Below are 18,247 nucleotides of genomic sequence, written 5' to 3' on the forward strand. Positions count from 1 at the left end.
CGATTGCTGGGGCTGACCATAAGCGCCCGTGGGCGGCCCGGCATCCCCCCAAAGGCGGAGGCGGGCAGGCCACCACACCAGGCACCCGCTGGGGGAATTGCCCGCTGTGCCGCTGTCGCCTAGACTCTGGGCGTTTCAGTTCCTGGAGGAACCTCGCCCTTGGAAACCCTGCGCGTCTCTGCCACTTCCCGTCCCAACGCCATCGCCGGGGCCATCGCTGCCCTGCTGCGGTCCCAGGGGCGCGTGGAAATTCAGGCCATCGGCCCCGCCGCCGTCAACCAGACGGTCAAGGCGCTGGCAATTGCGCGCGGCTATCTGGTGAACGACGGCCTGGACCTGTGCGCCCAGCCGGAATTCGTCAAGCTGGACGTGCAGAACGAGGAACGCACCGCGCTGAAATTCAACGTGCTGGCGCAACCCCTGGCCACCGTGTAGGCGGCCTCCGCGCGTAAAACAAGGTCAACTGCGCGTAAATTCTCCTGCCTTCTGCTCTCATGAAATCTGAGTGGGGGACGCTAAGATATCAGAAGCGAAATCTCTAACCGGGGTTCGCTTTCTCTTTAACTACGCATAACTGGCCGGACCCGTCTCAGGGCCGCGCCCCACTTCCCGGAGGAAGTCCCCCCATGTTTCTAGGCCCCTACACCATTCCAATCATCATCGTGTTCGTGGCGTCTATGCTCATCCAGGGCTACCTGAGCCGCACCTACAGAAAGTGGGGCCAGGTCCGCAACGCCCGTGGCCTGACCGGCGCGGACGTGGCCCGCATGATGCTGGACGACGGCGGCCTGCCCGACGTAAAAATCGTCGCCGTGCCTGGCAACCTGAGCGATCACTACGATCCGGGCAAGAAGACCGTCAACCTCAGCGAGAGCGTCTACGGCGTCGCCAGCGTCGGCGCGATGGCGGTGGCCGCCCACGAGGTCGGCCACGCCATGCAGGACAAGGTGCGGATGCCCGCGCTGGTGCTGCGCGGCAAGATGGCCGTGCCGCTCAGTCTGGGCATGAACCTGGCACCGTGGCTGCTGCTGGCGGGTATTGTCCTGATTCAGCCTGGTCTGTTATGGGTAGGCGTGATCCTGTTCGGCGCGGCGCTGATCTTTCATCTGGTCACGCTGCCGGTGGAATTCGACGCCAGCCGCCGCGCGCTGGCCTACCTGGACAGCCGGGGCCTGAACGGCACGGTGGAAGGCCAGAACGGCGCGAAGAACGTGTTGACCGCCGCCGCCCTGACCTACGTGGCTGGATTTGCGATGGCGCTGGTGCAGTTCCTGAACATCCTGGGGATTGCCCGCCGGTAACGGTTAAAGTTCAGTAGAAAGAAGAGGCGGCCTCCAGATGGGGCCGCCTCTTTCTCAGATTTATACAATGATTGGATTTCTAGCGGCGTCAAATGAGTCTGGATACATCTCAATGGCATCGTCCTTACTTATTTCGCAGACATACTTCTCAAACGCTGGAAGTATATAATATCTATCCTCTAAATATATTAGATCAGATTGTATAGTGCAGCTTTCGCCTATGACTTTAGCCTGATTGAGTATCCGCTGCCCGTCATCAATGGGATTCCCGTCGTGGTTGTTCATCGTCCCAGGGCGCTGTTAGAAAACATCCGCTGATGCAAGTGACAGGAAAGATAAGTCACTTCGACTTACAAAGCTTTGCAGAAGAGTGTAGGCGAAGGGTCTCGATCTTCAACTGGAGATGTTTCTGTTGTCATCCAGCCTTAAACGTTAAACCCAAACATCCGCATCTGGCGCTTGCCATCTTCGGTCATCTTGTCCGGTCCCCACGGCGGCGTCCACACGAATTCCACGTTCACGTCGGTCACGCCGTCCAGGCGGGCCACGGCCATCTCGGCGTCGGCGCGGATCAGGTCCTGCACCGGGCAGCCCACGCTGGTCAGGGTCATGGTGATGTCCACCAGACCGCCTTCCTGCACGTCCACGCCGTAGATCAGGCCCAGGTCCACGACGTTCACCGGGATCTCGGGGTCCTTGACGACCTTCAGGGCCTCGCGCACCTGCTCTGCGCTGGGCAGGCCGCCAGCGGGGGCAGCGGTGGCCGGTACGTTCTGTTCGGTGTCCATCGCTTCGGTGTCCATCAGCTCAGCTCTCCTTGAGACGCAGTTCCTTCGGTGGGCAGGCCCGCCTCGGCCCAGGCCATCGTGCCGCCGCCCAGGTTGACCACCTGACGGTAACCGTTCTGCATTAGGTACTCGCCCGCTTGGGCGCTGCGCGCGCCGCTGCGGCAGATCATCACCAGTTCTTGGTCTTTAGGCAGTTCCGAGAAGCGGCCTTCCAGTTCGCTGAGGGGCAGCAACGTCGCGCCCTGGGCGTGCAGGTCGTCGTATTCATTCTGCTCGCGGACATCCACCAGCAGCGCGCCCTGCTGCATGCGCTGCTGTCCTTCCTGCGGGGTCACTTCTTCCATGCATAGCAGCATAGCCGAGTCCTGTGGGCGGAATGTGCCCCTCGCCGGAACCGTTGGCCTATTCTGCGCCCATGCCCCTGCCCGAAGGCGTGACCGTCCTGGACCTGCGCCCCGCCGAACTGCGCTTTGCCCAACCGCTGGAGAAGCTGACGGCGCTACCCGTCCTGGCCGTTTCTCTCCAGCAGATCGAGGACGGCGTACACGGCCTGACGACGGAGACTGGGCCGCTGCTGGTGATCTGCGAACGCGGCGTGCGCTCCGGGCTGGCGGCGAAGTATCTGCGGGCCGATGGGCTGGCAGTTGAAGCCTATCCGGGCGGTGTTCCGGCCCTGCTGCGGGAAGTGGGAAGCGGTTGAGTGTCCTTCCCGCTCACCCTCTACACTGACTTCCATGTCTGCGCCCTCTCCAACCCAGTCCCATCAACTGCCCCCCGGTTTCATCTCTGCCGACGATGTGTTGCACGACCGCCTGAGCGCCCTGGACACCCGGCGGCTGGAGCTGGAATACGGCAATGCCGAGCTGCTGTACGGACTGGGCATCCTGGGCGTGGCCGGGCCGTTTGCGCGGGTGACGCCCTGGGAGCTGGAGGACGAGGACGGCGTGCGCCGCATCAACGCCAGCGGGTACGCCGCCACCCCCTTTGGCGAGATGCCCCCGGTGTTGACCGGGTTTCTGCACGAGTTCCTCGATCACAACCGTTCGATGGGCCTGCCGCAGCAGTCCAGCGCCCCGTGGCGCGCGGCCCTGGAAGCCAACCTGATTCGCCTGGTGGCCCGCGAATTGCCCAGCCACGCCGATTCCCAGGTCTTTTTCTGCTCCAGCGGCACCGAGGCGGTGGAGGGCGCGCTCAAGTTTGCCAAGGCGTTCCGGCCCGCCTCCCAGTTCCAGATCTCCTTCGGCAGCGCCTATCACGGCAAGACACTGGGCAGCCTGAGCCTGACGCCCAACCCGGAATACCAGGACATCTTCCGCCCGCTGGTGCCGGGGGCGCTGACCGTGCCATACGGCGATCTGGACGCGCTCAAGGCGCTGGTCCGGCGTGTCGGCCCGGACAAGATCACCTGCGTGATCGTGGAACCCATTCAGGGCGAGGGCGGCGTCAATATTCCCCCGCCAGGTTTCCTGAGCGGTCTGGGCGAATACTGCCGGGGGCACGGCATCGTGGTCATCGCGGACGAGATTCAGACCGGGCTGGGGCGCACCGGCCACTGGTTCGAATCGGCATCTCAGGGGCTGGACCCCGACATCATCACCCTGGCCAAGCCGCTGGGCGGCGGCCTGACGGCGGTGGGCGCGACGATTGCCCGTCACGACATCTACAAAAAGATGCTGGGCGGCCTGAGCAGCAAGCGCCACAGCAACACCTTCGGCGGCGGCGCGCTGGCGATGGCGGTGGGATTAAAGTCGCTGGAATACCTGATCGAGAATGACCTGCCCGCCCGCAGTCTGGAACTGGGCCGGGTGGGGCTGGAACGGCTGCGCGCCACCCAGCTCCAGTATCCCCGCCTGCTGCAAGAGGTGCGCGGCCAGGGCTTGCTGCTGGCGATGCAGTTCCAGCCGCTGCTGGGTGTGCCGCTGCCCGGCGTCCTCAAGGAACTGGTCTTCGAGGCCACCGCCCTGCTGGCCCTGCGTGAGCTGCACAGGGGCGGCGTGATGGCAAACCTGAGCCTGAGCAGCAAGCGCACGGTGCGCCTGACCCCCGCGCTGGACATGCCCCGTGACCTGTTCGGCACCATGTTTGACCGGGTGGACGCCTTCGCAAAGCGCCGCCCGGTGTCGCGGGAACTGCTGACCGGCACGCCGCCCGTATTGATCGCCAAACTCGCCAAATTTGCCGCCAGCAAGCCCAAGAAACGCACGCCCAGCGACGGGTGAACATGAATGCGCTGCCCGTCCAAGCGCCCGACTTTGAAGCTGTTCAGGCGGGCTATGACCGGATGTGGGCCACCGGTCAGCCGGAGATCGCGCGCAATGGTGTGGTGGCCGATCCCGTGCCTGATGCGGACGCGGGCAGCACCCGCTGGGGCATCAGCGTCATCGCCGGCTTCGATGCTGATTTTGCGTCCAGCTTGCTGGCGCTCGTGGATGAGGTACGGCCTCTATGCGGCGAGAACCACACCTTCTATGACGCCAGCAATCTGCACACCACCATTCGCGCCTGCGAGTTCTACAGGGCCGAGGTGGGCGAGCATGGTGCCCGCGTGGGGGTCTACCGAGACCTGCTAGGCCAACTGTGCCGACGCTCCGGGCCGTTTGAGGTGACTTACGCGGGCCTGAACGGCAACCACACGGGCATCATCGCGCAGGGGTACGCCATGGGCGGTCTGCGTGAGTTCCGCCGTGAACTTCACCGTCAGCTCGCCGAAAAAGGACTTCACCACGGCCCGGAAGCTGAGGAAGTGCGGCGCACCACACACAGCAGTCTGGTGGTGTTCGGCGGTCCACTGGGGCAGTCCGGGGCGGTCTCCGACTGGCTGGCTGAACGGCGCACGTTGTCCACCGGTTCGGCCCGCCTCTCCCGCCTGAGTCTGGTGAGGTACCGGCGCAGTCAGTCCGGCGTCGAATGTATCCCGCTGGCCGGGTTTGACCTCATGCGGTGAACGTAGAATGACATAGCCTTAAAGCGTGCTGGCGCATCAAATTCCGCCGTTCATCTCGCGGCCTCCTCCCACCGAAATCCTGAGCAATCCTTTAGGGAGGTGTGGCTGTTAACACCAGAAGTGTAACCCGCGCTAGGGTCCTGCCATGTGGCCTTTTGGAAAAAGTACAGCGGATAGAGTCAAGGACGCCCTGAGCGAGCAGCCCCGCCTGAAAGACCTGGGCTTGCAAGTTCAGGAAAAGGGTGGCAACGTCACGGTCACCGGCATGGTCCCCAATGACCGGTATGGCAGCCTGGTCAAGGTGGTCGCCGAGGGGATCAACGGCGTCAAGTCGGTGGACACGGGCGGTCTGATCGCCCAGGAAGCGCCCCAGCAGGCGGCTCCCCAGGACGCTGGCCCCAGTGCCTCGGACAACTCGTTTACCTCAGGCCCGGCCAGCGGCACCGCAGAGATTCCGGCCAGCCCGGGGGGCAAGCCTGCGTCCGCCGCACCGGGCCTTGAGGCGGAAATCAAGGAGATGGAGGACCGCAGCAAGATCGCCAAGGCCGTTCACAAGGCCATCCGCAGCAACGGCGAGCTGAAGGACGATCCCATCGACGTGCTGCAAAGCGGCAAGAGCGTGATCCTGCGCGGCGTGGTGGACAGCGACCACGAGCAGCGTCTGGCCGAGAAGCTGGCCCGCGAGGTGGACGGCGTGTCCGGGGTGGACATCAGCGGCCTGCGCGTGGCGGCGGGGGCCAAGGAACTGAGCCAGGAAAAGGACCAGTCCACCGGCGACACCGTGTACACCGTCAAGCCCGGCGACACCCTGGGCGCGATTGCCCAGAAGTATTACGGCGACGTGACCGAGTACAAGAAAATCGCCCACTACAACAACATCAGCGACCCCGATCTGATCAAGGTGGGCCAGCAGATTCGCATTCCCGGCTGAGCCGCGCTCGCACAGGAGGCCGCCCCTGAACCGGGGGCGGCCATTCTTTTTTCCCATCATTATCATTTCCTGATATCAGAGACTGAGAGTGGAGGTGGAGTGATGGACGTGAATCTCTTCAAGGGCAACCTGGAGCTGATCCTGCTGAGCGTGCTGGAGCGCGATGGCGGCTACGGGCAGGACATCGCCAAGCGGGTGGACGCGCTGACCGGGGGGCAGATTCGGCTGAACGCCGGGAGCCTGTACCCGGCTTTGCACCGTCTGGAACGCGCCGGATTCCTGAGTGCGGCAGGGACCCAGCCCGCGCGCGGCGGGCCGCCGGTCAGGACCTACCTGCTGACCGAGGCGGGCCGCGCCGAGTTGATCCGCCGCCGCGAGGGCTACGCCGCGTTTGACCGCGCGCTCAGGACGCTGTGGTAAATCAGGACGCTGTGGTGAAGACGCCGCGTTCCGTTGAAACTTACCTGGACCACGCTGTTTGCCTGCTGCCCCGACAGGTACGCCGGACCGTGCGGGCCGAACTGCATGCCAACCTGTACCAGACCATGCTCGATGCCCACCTGGACGGTCTAGTGGAGGCGGACGCCTGGGCCGCCGCCCTGCGCGCACAGGGTTCGCCGTGGTGGCTGGCCCTGAATCTGGCGCGGGTATACACGCTGGGAGCGGCGCTCCGCCTCCTGCTCGTCGGTCTGGCGCTGGGCGGGGTGGCCTACGCAGTGGGCGCGGAAACGCACGCCACGTCCAGCGCTCAGGAGCTGCGGCCATGAACACCCGGCTGCTGGGGCTGTGGCGCGGGTGGGGTTCGCCCGCCGTCTTTGCGCTGCTGATCACACAGTTTGGCGCGAGTTCGGTGGGGGTGGACGGGGCCAGCATGCTGCCCGCGCTGCGCCACGGCGAACGCCTGCTGTTGCCCACCGCCGAGGGCTGGGCGCACCGGCTGGGGCTGCGTTGGCTGGGTCTGGGTGAATACCGCCGGGGCGACATCGTGGTCTTCAAACCGCCGCGCGAGGCGGCGTACGAATGGCGCAACACCTACCGGGGGCTACCGCTGCCGTGGCGCTACCGCCCGTCTCTGGTCAAGCGTGTGGTGGGCGTGCCGGGCGATACGGTCAGCGTCCGCGCCGGACAGGTCCGGGTCAACGGCCAGCCGCTGGCAGAGACGGCCACCCACACCTACTGGAATGCTTTTTGCCCCGACACCGACAGCTCCCTCGCCACCAGCGTCGCGGCCTCACCGTCTCGGACAGATCTGACCGAGGTGATGGTCCCGCCGAATCACTACTTCGTGATGGGCGACAACCGCAGCCCTGGCGGCAGCCTGGACAGCCGCGTGTTCGGGCCGGTGGACGTGCAGGACATCTCGGCCCGCGCGGTGGCAAGCGTCTGGCCGCTGATTCGCCACACGGATTCTATCCCACCCTGCGACTCTGGACCGCGTCCCGAACAGCGCGTGAAATTTGGCGGCCCGAAGGAATGGAATCCGCGTTTGCTGCTGCCCTGAACCATCCAGTCTCGGCGCTCTGCCTCATGCTGCAATCATGTTCATCCCCGCTGCCGACGGCATCCCCCTTCACCTGACCCGCCTGAACGCGGGGCCGCCGCTGTTGCTGCTGTCTGGCGGGCCAGGGTATGACCCTTATCTGAAGCCAGTGGCGAAGCTGCTGCCCGATGTTGAGGGCCTGTTGCTGGCCGCGCGGGGAACCGGACAGAGCGGAGGCGGCGCGCATGGTCTGGATGCGGCCATTGCCGATCTGGAAACCGTGCGTGAGGCGCTGGGCCTGGAGCAGTGGGGCGTGCTGGGCCATTCCTGGGGCGCGGCCCTGGGGTTGGCCTACGCGCTGGCGCACCCTGAACGAGTTTCCCACTTGATCAGTTTCGCTGGAACCGGCATTCAGCATGACCAGGACTGGAAGGCTGCCTACGAGGCCAGCAAGGATGCAGAGCTGCCGCTGGACATTCCATACAGTCCCGAAGTCCACCGCGCCCTGCTGGCCGACTGGCGGCGCTGGATCAAGTTGCCCGATCTGCTGCTCCATCTCTTGCGGCTGCCGGTAAAGACGACGTTCCTGCACTCTGGGGCCGACATCCGCCCTGGCTGGCCTGCCGCGCAACTGGCCTCGCTGCTGCCCGCTGCCGAATGGCGCGAGTTGCCCGGCGCACCACACCACGCCTGGCTGACGCACGCGCCGGAGCTGGAACAGGCGCTGCGGGGAATTCTGACGTTCTGACCGGGTGCTTCCCCCTTTCGGCGGACGCCCTTGTGGCCCGCCCGGCGTACCCTCGTCGCATGATGGTGCGGATGAGGCCACAGCGAATTCAGGGTGGACGGCGCGGGGGCGTGCTGTCCGATCTGCTGGACCCCCACACCTACCGCGCGGCGCTGTACATCCTGCTGGCGCTGCCGATGGGCGCATTCACGGCGGGGCTGATCACCGGCGGTGTGCTGGGCGGCTTGCTCACGCTGGCCTTTCTGGTGGGCGCGGCCTTTTTGCTGGGTTCGCTGTGGCTGGTGGGCGGCCTGGGCGACGTGCAGCGGGCGCTGGCCGGGGTGCTGGGCGTGACTTACGCGCCGCCGCCCCTGCCGCCCGTGTACCGGGGCACGCTGGCGTGGCTGCGCGGCACGCTGGCCGACCCCATGACCTATCGTACGCTGCTGTTCCATGTGATCCAGTTGCCGCTGGCGCTGATCTGCTGGCTGGTGCTGGGCACGCTGCTGGGGCTGACCGTGCTGGGCCTGCTGTCGCCGGTGTGGGCGCAGTATCCCGATATGTTCCCGGTGGTCTGGGGCGAACTGACGCTGCTGCCCGGCCCGCTGGCCGTGGTGGGCCTGGTAGGCCTGGGACTGGGCGGCCTGCTGATCCTGGCGGGTGTGCTGAACCTGATGGGCCGGATGTGGACCCGCCTGACCGTGGCCCTGCTGTCGCGCGATCCCGGTTACGAGGCCGCGCGGCGCGAGGTGGTGGCCCTGCGCCGCGCCGCCGGACGGGTGGCCCTGGGCGACGATCTGGAGGCGACGCTGGCGGACCTGACCGCCCAGGCGCGGGCCGCCAGCACGGCGCGCTCGGTGGCGCTGACCGCGCCGGACGGAAGTCTGCGCGCGCTGAGCGGCCCACAGGGTCCAGGGCTGTCTGGCCCGCTGGACCGCCTGCCGTCCCAGGGCGAGGCGGACGTGCGGATCATTCAGGGCGGGGGCGCGCTGGCAACGCTGCCCGTCACGCTGCCTGCCTCGGCGGGGGCGCTGGAGGGCGGGCAGCTTCAGGGCGGCACCCTGCGCGCCCTGTATCCGGCAGGGGTGCGCCCCGGCGCGGACGAGCTGGCCTTTCTCCTGAGCATCGCCGATCACGCCGGGACCGCCCAGCACGCCGCGCAACTGATCGAGCGAGCCGGGGCGCGGGCCGGAGAGCAGGAACGCGCCCGCCTGGCCCGCGAGCTGCATGACAGCGTGGCCCAGGCGCTGTACGGCATTTCACTGGGCGCAAAGACCGCCCGCGCCACCCTGGAAAAGGACACCGAGCGCACCCGCGCCAGCCTGGACTACACCATCCGGCTGGCCGAGGGCGGCGTCTCGGAGATGAAGGCCCTGCTGTTCAGCCTGCGCCCCGACGCGCTGGAGGAGGGCGGACTGGTGGCCGCCCTGGCTCAGCACGCCCACGCGCTGGAGGCCCGTCACGGTCTGAGCGTTCACGCCCGTCTGGACCACGAGCCACTGCTGACGCCTGACGCCCAGGCTGCCGCCTACCGCGTGGCCCAGGAGGCGCTGCACAACATTGTCAAGCACGCCCGCGCCCGCAACGTCTGGCTGGAGGTAGCGCAGGACGGGCCAGCCGTGACCGTGACCATCCGCGACGACGGGCGCGGCTTCGACACGGCGGCAGCCGGGCGCGGCACGCTGGGCCAGCGCAGCATGCGCGAGCGGGCAGCGGGGGCGGGCGGCACGCTGGAGGTCCGTAGCTCTGCCGGAGAGGGAACCGCCGTCACCCTGTGCCTGCCCGCCGCGCGGCCCTCGCTTGCCAAATCTGCCAGGGTGGAGGCGTGACCGTCAGCCCCGGCAGCCGGCCCCTGACCTCGGTGCTGTCGCGGATGGCGCTGGGTCTGCTGATCGCTGCTGCTGGCGCGCTGCTGACCTGGCAAGGGGCGACGGTCAGGCCGACGCCCGGCATGGGAGCCGAGACCACGCCGGTCCGCGTGGCGCTCGACGGCCCACAGCCGGGCGATCTGGCACGCAGCGCTACTCTGAAGATCGACGGGGACCGCACCAACCTGACTCTGGGGCCGCTGCCCGCCGGAAGCGCCTTGGCGGTGGGGGGACAGGTCACGCACCGCCTGCGCAATCCGGTGCAGGTCAGCGTCAGCCGTGCGGGCAACCAGCTTGACTTTGGCCTGACCCTGCGGGTGCAGTCGCTGGAGCGGCCCGGCGTCACCGTCGCCTACCCCGAACCGGTGCAGCACGTCATTGACCTGAAGGCCACCCGCAGCATTCCCCTGACCCTGAGCGCGCGCACGGTGGGCGGCAACCAGACGCTGGACCTCTCACCGCTGCGCCTGCGGGCGCTGAATGTCCGCAGCGTCAGCGGTGATCTGAGTGTCACGCTGCCCGCACGGGCCGGTGGACCGTTTGCCCTGGTCAGTACCTCTGGCGACATCGCCGTGACCGCCCCACCCGGCGCGGCCCCCGAGGCCGTGCGCGTCAACACGGTCAGCGGTGACCTGAGACTGAATCTGGCCGGGGCCAGGACCGGCACGCTGGGAGCCGGGACCACGGGCGGCAACGTGACTCTGACCCTGCCCGCCACCTTCTCGCGGGGCACCTTGACCACGGCCAGCGGCGAAGTGACGGCCACGGCCCCAGCGGGCACGCGCGGCAACCTGGACATCCGCACCCAGAGCGGCGAGGTGACGTTGCGCGCCGCCCCCGGCCTCAAATTGCGGGTCCGGTTCACGGACCGCGACACCCTGACCCTCCCCGCCGGTCAGCCATCCGCCGATGCCCCCGAGCTGGACGTGTTCATCGACGCGCCGGGCGACAATTTCGCCCTCGAATTTCTCTCTGAGTAACCTGCCCCCAGGAGGCCCACCCATGTCCAACCCCACTCCAGCCCACCCCAGCGTCCGCGTTCTGCTCGTCGATGACCACGCCGTCGTGCGCCAGGGCCTGCGCCTGTTCCTGGGCCTGGACCCCAATATCGAGGTGGTGGGCGAGGCGGGCAACGGCGAGGAGGCCCTGGCCGAGGCGCAGCGCCTGACCCCCGACGTGGTGGTCATGGACCTGATGATGCCCGTGATGGACGGCATCACCGCCACCAAAGCGCTGCGCCGCGCCCTGCCCGATACGGAAGTCATTGCCCTGACCAGCACGCTGGAGGAACACAAGGTCAACGGCGCAATCGAGGCCGGGGCGATTTCCTACATGCTCAAGGACGCCTCCAGCGATACCCTGGCCGACGCCATCCACGCCGCTGCACGCGGGGAAGTCCGGCTGCACCCCGAGGCCGCCCGCCGCCTGGTCCGCGACTTCCGCAGCGCGGAGATGCGCGAGACCCTGACCCCCAAGGAAACCATCGTGCTGCAACTGATTGCGCGCGGCCACAGCAACCGCGACATCGCCGCCGATCAGGGCGTCAGCGAGGCCACCGTGAAGACGCATGTGTCCCGGTTGCTGAGTAAGCTGGCACTGGAGAGCCGGACGCAGGCGGCGCTGTATGCCCTGAAGCATAGAATTGCCAGGCTGGATGGTGTGGAGGGCTAATCTGGAGATATGTCGTCGCTCATTACCGAAGACGTTCCTCGATTCTGGCAGGCATTTGACCAGATTGACGCGCCAGATGCTGAGGCGCAAATTCAACGCCTCTATCTGGACCCAGGCAGCCCAGGCTTACGCGCCTTTGTACTGGAGCGGATTGCTTCCGCCGCCGAGCTTCTCGCCGTGTTGCGCTCGCGCCGGGCTTTTTACGCCAGCATCCGTGAATGCTCACTGGCAACGGCTGGCGCTCTGCATTCCCGGCTGGAACATCTTTCGGAGCGGCTGGCCGAAGTGCTTCCAGGCTATCTAAGCAACGACATTTTTGTCGTGATCGGGGCGCTGAACAGCGGCGGCACGATGGGCCACGAAGAGGGGCGGACATTCGCTGTAATCGGCCTGGAGTTTTTCTGCGCTGGCCCAAAAACTGCAACCACCGAACTGAACGCCTGGGAGCGTTCAGTTCTGATGCCTCCAGATATTTTGCCCGCCATTGCCGCCCATGAACTGATCCACACGTTTCAGCCCCATGACTCGGTGCCGGAACACAGGCGCACTTTGCTGCTGTACTGCCTGGCTGAAGGGGCGGCGGAATACCTGGGCGAACTGGTCAGCGGTGAGGTCATCAACCGCCGAATCTGTGGGTACGGCTTGGCCTATGAGGAAGAGCTGAAAGCGCGTTTCCTGTGTGATATCGCTTCGAGTGTCGGGCCAGAGGGCTGGCTCTATCAAGGCAACCAAGCCAAAGACGAACCCGCCGACCTGGGCTATTTCATCGGTGGGCGGATCATGCGTGCTTATCACGAGCAGCACCGCGACAAGCCCGATTTAATCTACGATTTGCTCGATTTCGCCCTGCGGGAACCCGAGGAGTTTACGCGTCTGAGCGGCTACTTCGACTGAGGATGGTTTTTACCCCAAATCCCCGAGAACCCCCGCCAGTTCCTTTTTCACGCACGTAAACATCGGCGTGTCCTGCAAGGTGTACATGCTGGCCTCGGTGTAGCGCAGGCGGTGGACCAGATCGACGAATTCCTGCGGGTAGTCGCTGTCGAAACTGACCACGAATTCCTGATCGTCGATGCCGTAGCTGTAAGAAGTGTTGATCCGCACGCCCTTGAACGGCGCGGAGGCGTGGATATGCTCGTCCATCATGCCCTGACGGCTGTGCGGCGTCAGGTCGTACCACGCCCGCGTTTTCATGAAGGGGTAGATGAACAGAAACTGCCCCTGCCCCGGCAGCACTTCCAGGCCGTGGCCGCTGCCCTCCACGCGGTTAACGTACTGGCTGCGCTTGTTCATGGACACGAAGTTGTACGGCTGCGTCAGGTAGCCCATCAGGCGGGTGCGGTTGAGGCGGGCCTGCGCTTCCTGAAAGTCGCGCACGTCGAAGGCGATGCGCCACAGCATGAAATCCACGTCGCCGCGCACGCCCACGAGGGAGTACGGGCGCAGGATCAGGCCCTTCTCGGCGGGGGCGTCACTGACCCAGCCCTCGGCGGCGGCCTGAAACTCGGCCCGGATCTCGTCGCGCTCGGCCTGCGGCAATCGGCGAAACGCTGGGTCCAGCTTGAAGAAGGCGTAATTCATGAACTGGCGGTTGCTGCGGTCCCCCTCGCGCCCGGTGACCTGCCCGCTGGGGTCCAGGTCTACCATCATCTTGGGGCGGCCACTGGCTGCGGGGCGTCCGGTGGGCGGCGTGGCAGGCGTCTGCTCGGGCTTTTGCTCGCTCACCTTGCCACCTCCTGCCCGCGCAAGTCGTGGGTCAGGCCAAAGTTGTCGCGGTAGAGGGTCTGGATGGCGTCGTATTCGTCGTTCCCCAGCGGTCTGGCATCGAAGGCAGCGACATATTCTTTCAGTCCCTTTTCGTCGTAAATGTTGGGCAGGATGCTTGCCATCACCTTCGAGTGCAGCGCGAACTGAATGGCGAGTTGACCGATGGTGCGGCCACCGACAAACTGCTGCAAGTCCTCCACCTTCTTGAGGCCGTCTTCCATCCACGCCTTTTTCTTCGCGTTGGTGGTCATGCGCCAGTTGCGGTGATCGCCCGGCTCGAACTCGGTGTCTTTGGTCATGTAACCCTCCAGCAGCCCGGAGGCGTGCGGCACGCGGGCCACGATGCTCACGCCCGCCTCCCCGGCCACCGGCAGAATCGCCTCGCCCAGCACCTGTTCCAGCAGGTTGTAGATGATCTGGGTGGGCGCACGGCGGTCCCGCACGGTGGCGATCCCTTCTTCGATCTGCCGCTCGTTTAAAGCTGGCCCCAGCGCCGTGCCGTAAGCGCGGATCAGGCCCTCGCCTTTCAATTTATCCAGCTCGGCCCACAGGTCATCGTTCTGAATGGCGTCCACGCGCGGATTGTGGAGCTGGTAGAAGTCGATGTAGTCGGTCCCCAGCCGTTTCAGGCTGCCCTCCAGCGCCCTGCGGAGGTAGGCGGGAGACCAGTCGTGTGGGCGTTCCTGCTGCCCCGGACGGTCCGGATTGTTATAGATGTCGTAGCCGAACTTGGTTCCGATCACGATCTTCTCGCGCACGTCGCCCAGGGCTTCGCGCTGCATTTCCTCGGCGCGGCCCGAGGCGTAGGTGTCGGCATTGTCGAAAAAGGTCACGCCCGAGTCGTAGGCCTCGCGCAGCAGCCGCTTGCCCACGCCCTCGTCCTTGACGCCCCACCACGTCGTGCCCACCGTCCACACGCCAAAGCCCACAGCGCTGACCGTCAGGTTCGTTCCTTTTAACTCGCGGTATTCCATGCCCTGCACTCTTCCACTGTGTGCGGGGGAAGGATGACCCCGAACGAGCGGTCAGGCCGGGCGAGGGCGCACGAACTTCAGGGCCAGTCTCATGAACATCAGCTTTATGTTTAATCATTCTAAATGTAAGAGCGGTGTCATACTGCGGCATCTACTTCGCATCCATGTTTGGAAATTTCGTATATCGCCCGCTTGACCTGGAGACCTATGACTGGAAAGTTCTTTCCCTTGACGCTGGGCTGCACCGCCCTCCTGCTGGCCGCCTGCTCGCAGACGCCCGCCCCCACGCAGGGCAGCAGCGAGAATCTGCCCGCTGGCAGCCCTTACGCGAACGGCCAGCAGTACCCCTGGAGTGATCGGCTGGACGCCCCCGGTGCCAATCCCTACGCAGACGGGCGCACCTACGACTGGGCCTCGCCCAGCGCCGCGTCCGGTCTGAACGCACAGGCGCTGAACGCTGGCCAGAACTACCTGTCGGACCTGCAATGGACCTCGGCCACCAATGGCTGGGGGCCGGTGGAGCGGGACCGCAGCAACGGCGAGCAGGATGTCCGGGACGGCACCACACTCAGGGTCGGCGGGCGCGTCTTTGCCAAGGGGCTGGGCGTCCACGCCAACTCCGAGATCAGGTACGCGCTGGGTGGGCAATGCAACACCTTCAGCGCGTTCGTAGGCATCGATGAGGAGGTCCGCAAGCTGGGCAGCGCGCAGTTCAAGGTCTTCGGGGACGGCAGGCTGCTGTTTGACAGCGGGGTGCGGCGCGGCTCTGACCTGAGCCTTCCGGTGGACGTCAGCGTGGCCGGAGTCAGGGAATTGAGATTGTCGGTCTCAGGCGGCGACAACAACTATTACGATCACGCCGACTGGGGCGAGGCGGCGGTGTACTGCGCGGCGGCCCAGCCGGTGGGCAACGTGTTCCTGAGCGACCTGCCCTACGTCTCGGCCCGCAACGGCTGGGGTCCGGTGGAGTTTGATAAGAGTAACGGCGAGCAGAGCCAGTTCGACGGCAGGCCGCTGACCATCGGCGGGCAGGTCTTTGCCAGGGGGCTGGGCGTGCATTCCTCGTCCACCACCCGCTCTGAAATTAAATATGACCTGGACGGCAAATGCGTCACCCTCACGGCCAAAGTGGGCATCGACGACGAGGTAGGAAAGCGGGGCAGCGTGGTGTTCCGGGTGCTGGAAGACGATCCACAATTTCTGGATGGCCGGGAACTGTACAACAGCGGCGTGGTGCGCGGCGGCGAGGCGGCCAGGAGCATCACGGTCAATGTGAAGGACGTCAGGATACTCAGGTTGCAAGTCAGCGACGCGGGCGACAACATGAACTTCGATCACGCCGACTGGGCCGATCCCCAGTTGACCTGCATCCTGCCCGCGCAGGACAGGCAGCCCGGCACCCTTGATCCCAGCTTCGGCAGCGGGGGCCGTGCCAACGCGGGCGGCGTGGACGTGGTGGCCGAGGACGGCGGCGCGGTGGCCGTGCTGGACAGCAATTTCAAGATCACGCGTCTGTCGCCCTCCGGCGCGGTGCTGGCCCAGGGTGCGGGGATGCCGAACGGCGTCGCCCATGCCCTGGCCCGGCAGGCCGACGGCAGGCTGGTCGTGGTGGGCCAGATCAGCGGCGAGATGGCCGCCGCGCGCTACCTGCCCAACCTGACGCTAGACCCCAGTTTCGGCGTGGGCGGCGTGGTCTGGTTGCCGCTGAGCGAGGCCGGCTCACCCTCCAGCCCGGAGACTGGCTCGGCAGCCAGGGACGTGGTGGTTCAACCGGACGGCAAGATTGTGCTGGGAGGGTACGCTGTGCGGTCGTTTGCCTCCCCTGTCTCGCAGTCCACGGCCCTGGACTTTGCATTGGTCCGTTTGCAAAGCAGCGGGGTGCCTGACTCTGGGTTCGGGCAAGGCGGCAAGGTCTTCACCGCGCTGGAGACCCTGCCCGCTTTCAGCTCCTCTTCCTACCAGAATGACGACATCTACGGCCTTGCCCTTCAGTCCGACGGCAAGATCGTGGCGGCGGGGCTGTCCGAAAATGCCGGCTCCGGCCCCGCGATTCTGGCCCGCTACCTGCCTACCGGGCAGCTCGACTCCTCGTTTTCCGGCGACGGTATTGCGCTGGGCGGCGACAGCGGGTACGCCGTCTTCCGCACTGTCGCTGTCCAGCCGGACGGGCAGATCGTCGCGGGTGGGGCAGACGCGCGGTTTTTCACCTCTCCGTTCCTCCAGAAGTTCAGTTCGGATGGAACCGGTGGGCCGAGCGTCAAATTCCAGTTCAACCCCGCCGAGGAGCCGGAGTTCTCCCAGACCATCGTGGATACCCTGGCTTTACAGGACGGCGGCGGCGTGATCGTGGGCGGCCACTCTGTTGGCCTGAACAGCGCCAACACCTATATTGCCCGTTTCTCCTCTGCACTGGTGCAGGACACCTCGTTCGGCCTCTTTCCCGGTGGCAATGTCCGCGTCGGCACAGGCTCAATCATCTCGCTGATCAAGAGCGCCGACGGCAAGATCGTTGCGACCACCGCTTCACGAACCATTGACGGCGTGCAGGGCCAGGGCACCTACCGTCTGTTCCGCTGACGCGCCGGATTGACTTTACAAATTGCTTCATTGACGAACCGTCCGGGTGGCTTTCCCGGACGGTTCTTTGCTGTCATGAGCCGGCGAGAGTGAGGCGATGCGTTTGCTGTTCAAAACAGTTCCTCTACAGGCTGTGGACCGCCCCCAGGCTCAGGCGTCTCCAACTTTAATCGCTGTTTCTTCATCTTTTCTGGAGATACGATTCTGCACCTGGAAGTCCGCCTGACAGCTCGGCGTAGCGCTGTCACGCCTTCTCGTTCGGCTGGAGAATCTTGATGTCGATTTCCCTTTTTCCGCTGCTGCTCGGCCCCGTTGCCCTGTTGCTGGTCGCCTATTCGCCGGGCAATGGCACGCCGGACCACACCTTCGGCAGCGGCGGCGTCGTCACCACCCCGCTGAATGCGCTGTTGGCGGGCGGCGACGCTTCCACGGACAAGCTGTACGGCCTGGCCTTGCAACCGGACGGCAAGATTGTGGTGGCCGGTGAGGCCCAGTACGACGCCAACCGCTACAGTGCCGTAGTGGCGCGCTACCTCGAGACGGGCGCTCTGGACCCGGCCTTCGCGCGGGGCGGAATCGGCCTGGGCGGCCTGGGAGAGCGCAGCACCTTCCACTCGGTGGCCCTGGAGAGGGACGGCACCATCATTCTTGGCGGCGGCACCGGGCGCTTTTTCGCCAGTGCCCTGCTCCAGCGGTTCAGTCCGGACGGCGTGGTTGGGGCAGGCGTCCGGTTTCAGCCCAGGGTGCCGCAAGGCGCACAACTGTACCAGACGGTCATCACCGGCCTGCTGCCCCAGCCGGACGGCAGCGTCGTGCTGGGCAGCTACGCGGGCGACACCACCTACGTCGCGCGCTTCAGTGCAGATCTGGGCCAGGACCTGACCTTCGGGGCCGCGCCGCAGGGCAACGTGCAGATCGGGTCCGGCCCGCTGATCGCCCTGACCCAGGACGCCGGGCACAAGATCATCGCCACGACGGCGCAGTTCACGCCTACGGGTGTGGAGGGCGAGAGGACCGTGCGCCTGTTCCCCTGACGCTCCGAAGATCGGTTTTGCTCGGGTGGCGGCCATTCCACAGGGGCCGCCACCAGAGCTGTATGCATTCTCGACGCTGATCTCGGCGGTAATTACCACGTTCCACACGCTGTTCTTAACGCCCGATGCAAGGATTTGACACCCGCTGCATCCCACGCTATATTTAGCCCATCACCGTCCGAGAG

At 65.8% G+C, this 18,247-nt stretch carries 20 protein-coding genes; 16 read left to right on the forward strand and 4 right to left on the reverse strand.

Annotation, left to right across the window (positions count from 1 at the left end; translation table 11 throughout):
• Positions 1 to 159: 159 nt before the first annotated feature.
• Both Q322_RS0102630 and Q322_RS0102635 read left to right on the forward strand, forming a co-directional pair.
• Positions 160 to 435: a stage V sporulation protein S gene (locus Q322_RS0102630; RefSeq protein WP_029475655.1), complete on the forward strand. Its 276-nt coding sequence runs from the start codon at positions 160 to 162 to the stop codon at positions 433 to 435.
• Between the two features lie 191 nt (positions 436 to 626).
• On the forward strand, positions 627 to 1,301 hold the full coding sequence (locus Q322_RS0102635) for a zinc metallopeptidase (protein WP_029475658.1): 675 nt from the start codon (positions 627 to 629) through the stop codon (positions 1,299 to 1,301).
• A 425-nt stretch (positions 1,302 to 1,726) separates the two neighbouring features.
• On the opposite strand, the gene Q322_RS0102640 is transcribed toward Q322_RS0102635, so the two are convergent.
• Positions 1,727 to 2,089, reverse strand: a complete 363-nt coding sequence (locus Q322_RS0102640) for a metal-sulfur cluster assembly factor (RefSeq protein ID WP_051668056.1) — start codon at positions 2,087 to 2,089, stop codon at positions 1,727 to 1,729.
• A gap of 14 nt (positions 2,090 to 2,103) precedes the next feature.
• A complete protein-coding gene (locus tag Q322_RS0102645; RefSeq protein WP_245593111.1) occupies positions 2,104 to 2,433 on the reverse strand; it encodes a rhodanese-like domain-containing protein in 330 nt (109 codons plus the stop codon).
• Positions 2,434 to 2,504: 71 nt separating this feature from the next.
• Here Q322_RS0102645 and Q322_RS0102650 point away from each other — a divergent pair, with 71 nt between their 5' ends.
• The 12 genes from Q322_RS0102650 to Q322_RS0102705 all read left to right on the forward strand — a co-directional run bounded on the left by Q322_RS0102650 (position 2,505) and on the right by Q322_RS0102705 (position 12,604).
• Complete coding sequence (locus Q322_RS0102650; RefSeq protein ID WP_029475665.1) at positions 2,505 to 2,789, forward strand: rhodanese-like domain-containing protein; 285 nt, start codon at positions 2,505 to 2,507, stop codon at positions 2,787 to 2,789.
• Positions 2,790 to 2,823: 34 nt separating this feature from the next.
• Complete coding sequence (locus Q322_RS0102655; protein ID WP_029475667.1) at positions 2,824 to 4,308, forward strand: aspartate aminotransferase family protein; 1,485 nt, start codon at positions 2,824 to 2,826, stop codon at positions 4,306 to 4,308.
• Between the two features lie 2 nt (positions 4,309 to 4,310).
• A complete protein-coding gene (locus Q322_RS0102660; RefSeq protein WP_034417368.1) occupies positions 4,311 to 5,033 on the forward strand; it encodes a 2'-5' RNA ligase family protein in 723 nt (240 codons plus the stop codon).
• 145 nt (positions 5,034 to 5,178) lie between these two features.
• Entirely contained in the window at positions 5,179 to 5,964 is a 786-nt protein-coding gene (locus Q322_RS0102665) for a BON domain-containing protein (protein WP_029475671.1), read from the forward strand.
• Between the two features lie 102 nt (positions 5,965 to 6,066).
• Positions 6,067 to 6,384, forward strand: coding sequence for a PadR family transcriptional regulator (locus tag Q322_RS0102670; protein ID WP_029475673.1), 318 nt, complete (start codon positions 6,067 to 6,069; stop codon positions 6,382 to 6,384).
• Positions 6,385 to 6,398: 14 nt separating this feature from the next.
• Positions 6,399 to 6,731, forward strand: a complete 333-nt coding sequence (locus tag Q322_RS0102675) for a hypothetical protein (protein ID WP_156952848.1) — start codon at positions 6,399 to 6,401, stop codon at positions 6,729 to 6,731.
• Positions 6,728 to 7,465, forward strand: coding sequence for a signal peptidase I (lepB, locus tag Q322_RS0102680; protein ID WP_029475677.1), 738 nt, complete (start codon positions 6,728 to 6,730; stop codon positions 7,463 to 7,465). Before Q322_RS0102675 ends, lepB begins: the two co-directional genes overlap by 4 nt.
• Before the next feature lie 37 nt (positions 7,466 to 7,502).
• Positions 7,503 to 8,192, forward strand: a complete 690-nt coding sequence (locus tag Q322_RS20540; protein WP_034417373.1) for an alpha/beta fold hydrolase — start codon at positions 7,503 to 7,505, stop codon at positions 8,190 to 8,192.
• A gap of 59 nt (positions 8,193 to 8,251) precedes the next feature.
• On the forward strand, positions 8,252 to 10,000 hold the full coding sequence (locus Q322_RS0102690; protein ID WP_029475681.1) for a sensor histidine kinase: 1,749 nt from the start codon (positions 8,252 to 8,254) through the stop codon (positions 9,998 to 10,000).
• Entirely contained in the window at positions 9,997 to 11,019 is a 1,023-nt protein-coding gene (locus Q322_RS0102695) for a DUF4097 family beta strand repeat-containing protein (protein WP_029475682.1), read from the forward strand. Before Q322_RS0102690 ends, Q322_RS0102695 begins: the two co-directional genes overlap by 4 nt.
• A 22-nt stretch (positions 11,020 to 11,041) precedes the next feature.
• A complete protein-coding gene (locus Q322_RS0102700) occupies positions 11,042 to 11,710 on the forward strand; it encodes a response regulator (RefSeq protein ID WP_029475684.1) in 669 nt (222 codons plus the stop codon).
• A 9-nt stretch (positions 11,711 to 11,719) separates the two neighbouring features.
• Complete coding sequence (locus Q322_RS0102705; protein ID WP_029475686.1) at positions 11,720 to 12,604, forward strand: DUF2268 domain-containing putative Zn-dependent protease; 885 nt, start codon at positions 11,720 to 11,722, stop codon at positions 12,602 to 12,604.
• A 9-nt stretch (positions 12,605 to 12,613) separates the two neighbouring features.
• On the opposite strand, the gene Q322_RS0102710 is transcribed toward Q322_RS0102705, so the two are convergent.
• Positions 12,614 to 13,360, reverse strand: coding sequence for a chlorite dismutase family protein (locus Q322_RS0102710; RefSeq protein WP_029475688.1), 747 nt, complete (start codon positions 13,358 to 13,360; stop codon positions 12,614 to 12,616).
• 71 nt (positions 13,361 to 13,431) lie between these two features.
• Entirely contained in the window at positions 13,432 to 14,451 is a 1,020-nt protein-coding gene (locus Q322_RS0102715) for an aldo/keto reductase (RefSeq protein WP_029475689.1), read from the reverse strand.
• A gap of 207 nt (positions 14,452 to 14,658) precedes the next feature.
• On the opposite strand from Q322_RS0102715, the gene Q322_RS21495 reads away from it, so the two are divergent.
• Together Q322_RS21495 and Q322_RS0102725 are read left to right on the forward strand one after the other, a co-directional pair.
• Entirely contained in the window at positions 14,659 to 17,028 is a 2,370-nt protein-coding gene (locus Q322_RS21495) for an NPCBM/NEW2 domain-containing protein (protein WP_051668049.1), read from the forward strand.
• A gap of 275 nt (positions 17,029 to 17,303) precedes the next feature.
• A complete protein-coding gene (locus Q322_RS0102725) occupies positions 17,304 to 18,062 on the forward strand; it encodes a delta-60 repeat domain-containing protein (RefSeq protein ID WP_029475693.1) in 759 nt (252 codons plus the stop codon).
• The last annotated feature ends 185 nt before the right edge of the window (positions 18,063 to 18,247 follow it).

The organism is Deinococcus frigens DSM 12807, from assembly GCF_000701425.1.
Classification (GTDB): Bacteria; Deinococcota; Deinococci; order Deinococcales; family Deinococcaceae; genus Deinococcus; species Deinococcus frigens.

Coding starts and splice junctions, on each gene's coding strand:
- Q322_RS0102725 (WP_029475693.1), top strand. CDS start 17,304: ATGTCGATTTCCCTTTTTCCGCTGCTGCTCGGCCCCGTTGCCCTGTTG.
- Q322_RS0102715 (WP_029475689.1), bottom strand. CDS start 14,451: ATGGAATACCGCGAGTTAAAAGGAACGAACCTGACGGTCAGCGCTGTG.
- Q322_RS0102640 (WP_051668056.1), bottom strand. CDS start 2,089: ATGGACACCGAACAGAACGTACCGGCCACCGCTGCCCCCGCTGGCGGC.
- Q322_RS0102710 (WP_029475688.1), bottom strand. CDS start 13,360: ATGATGGTAGACCTGGACCCCAGCGGGCAGGTCACCGGGCGCGAGGGG.
- Q322_RS21495 (WP_051668049.1), top strand. CDS start 14,659: ATGACTGGAAAGTTCTTTCCCTTGACGCTGGGCTGCACCGCCCTCCTG.
- Q322_RS0102635 (WP_029475658.1), top strand. CDS start 627: ATGTTTCTAGGCCCCTACACCATTCCAATCATCATCGTGTTCGTGGCG.
- Q322_RS0102670 (WP_029475673.1), top strand. CDS start 6,067: ATGGACGTGAATCTCTTCAAGGGCAACCTGGAGCTGATCCTGCTGAGC.
- Q322_RS0102655 (WP_029475667.1), top strand. CDS start 2,824: ATGTCTGCGCCCTCTCCAACCCAGTCCCATCAACTGCCCCCCGGTTTC.
- Q322_RS0102690 (WP_029475681.1), top strand. CDS start 8,252: ATGATGGTGCGGATGAGGCCACAGCGAATTCAGGGTGGACGGCGCGGG.
- Q322_RS0102705 (WP_029475686.1), top strand. CDS start 11,720: ATGTCGTCGCTCATTACCGAAGACGTTCCTCGATTCTGGCAGGCATTT.
- Q322_RS0102660 (WP_034417368.1), top strand. CDS start 4,311: ATGAATGCGCTGCCCGTCCAAGCGCCCGACTTTGAAGCTGTTCAGGCG.
- Q322_RS0102650 (WP_029475665.1), top strand. CDS start 2,505: ATGCCCCTGCCCGAAGGCGTGACCGTCCTGGACCTGCGCCCCGCCGAA.
- Q322_RS0102665 (WP_029475671.1), top strand. CDS start 5,179: ATGTGGCCTTTTGGAAAAAGTACAGCGGATAGAGTCAAGGACGCCCTG.
- Q322_RS20540 (WP_034417373.1), top strand. CDS start 7,503: ATGTTCATCCCCGCTGCCGACGGCATCCCCCTTCACCTGACCCGCCTG.
- Q322_RS0102645 (WP_245593111.1), bottom strand. CDS start 2,433: ATGGAAGAAGTGACCCCGCAGGAAGGACAGCAGCGCATGCAGCAGGGC.
- lepB (WP_029475677.1), top strand. CDS start 6,728: ATGAACACCCGGCTGCTGGGGCTGTGGCGCGGGTGGGGTTCGCCCGCC.
- Q322_RS0102700 (WP_029475684.1), top strand. CDS start 11,042: ATGTCCAACCCCACTCCAGCCCACCCCAGCGTCCGCGTTCTGCTCGTC.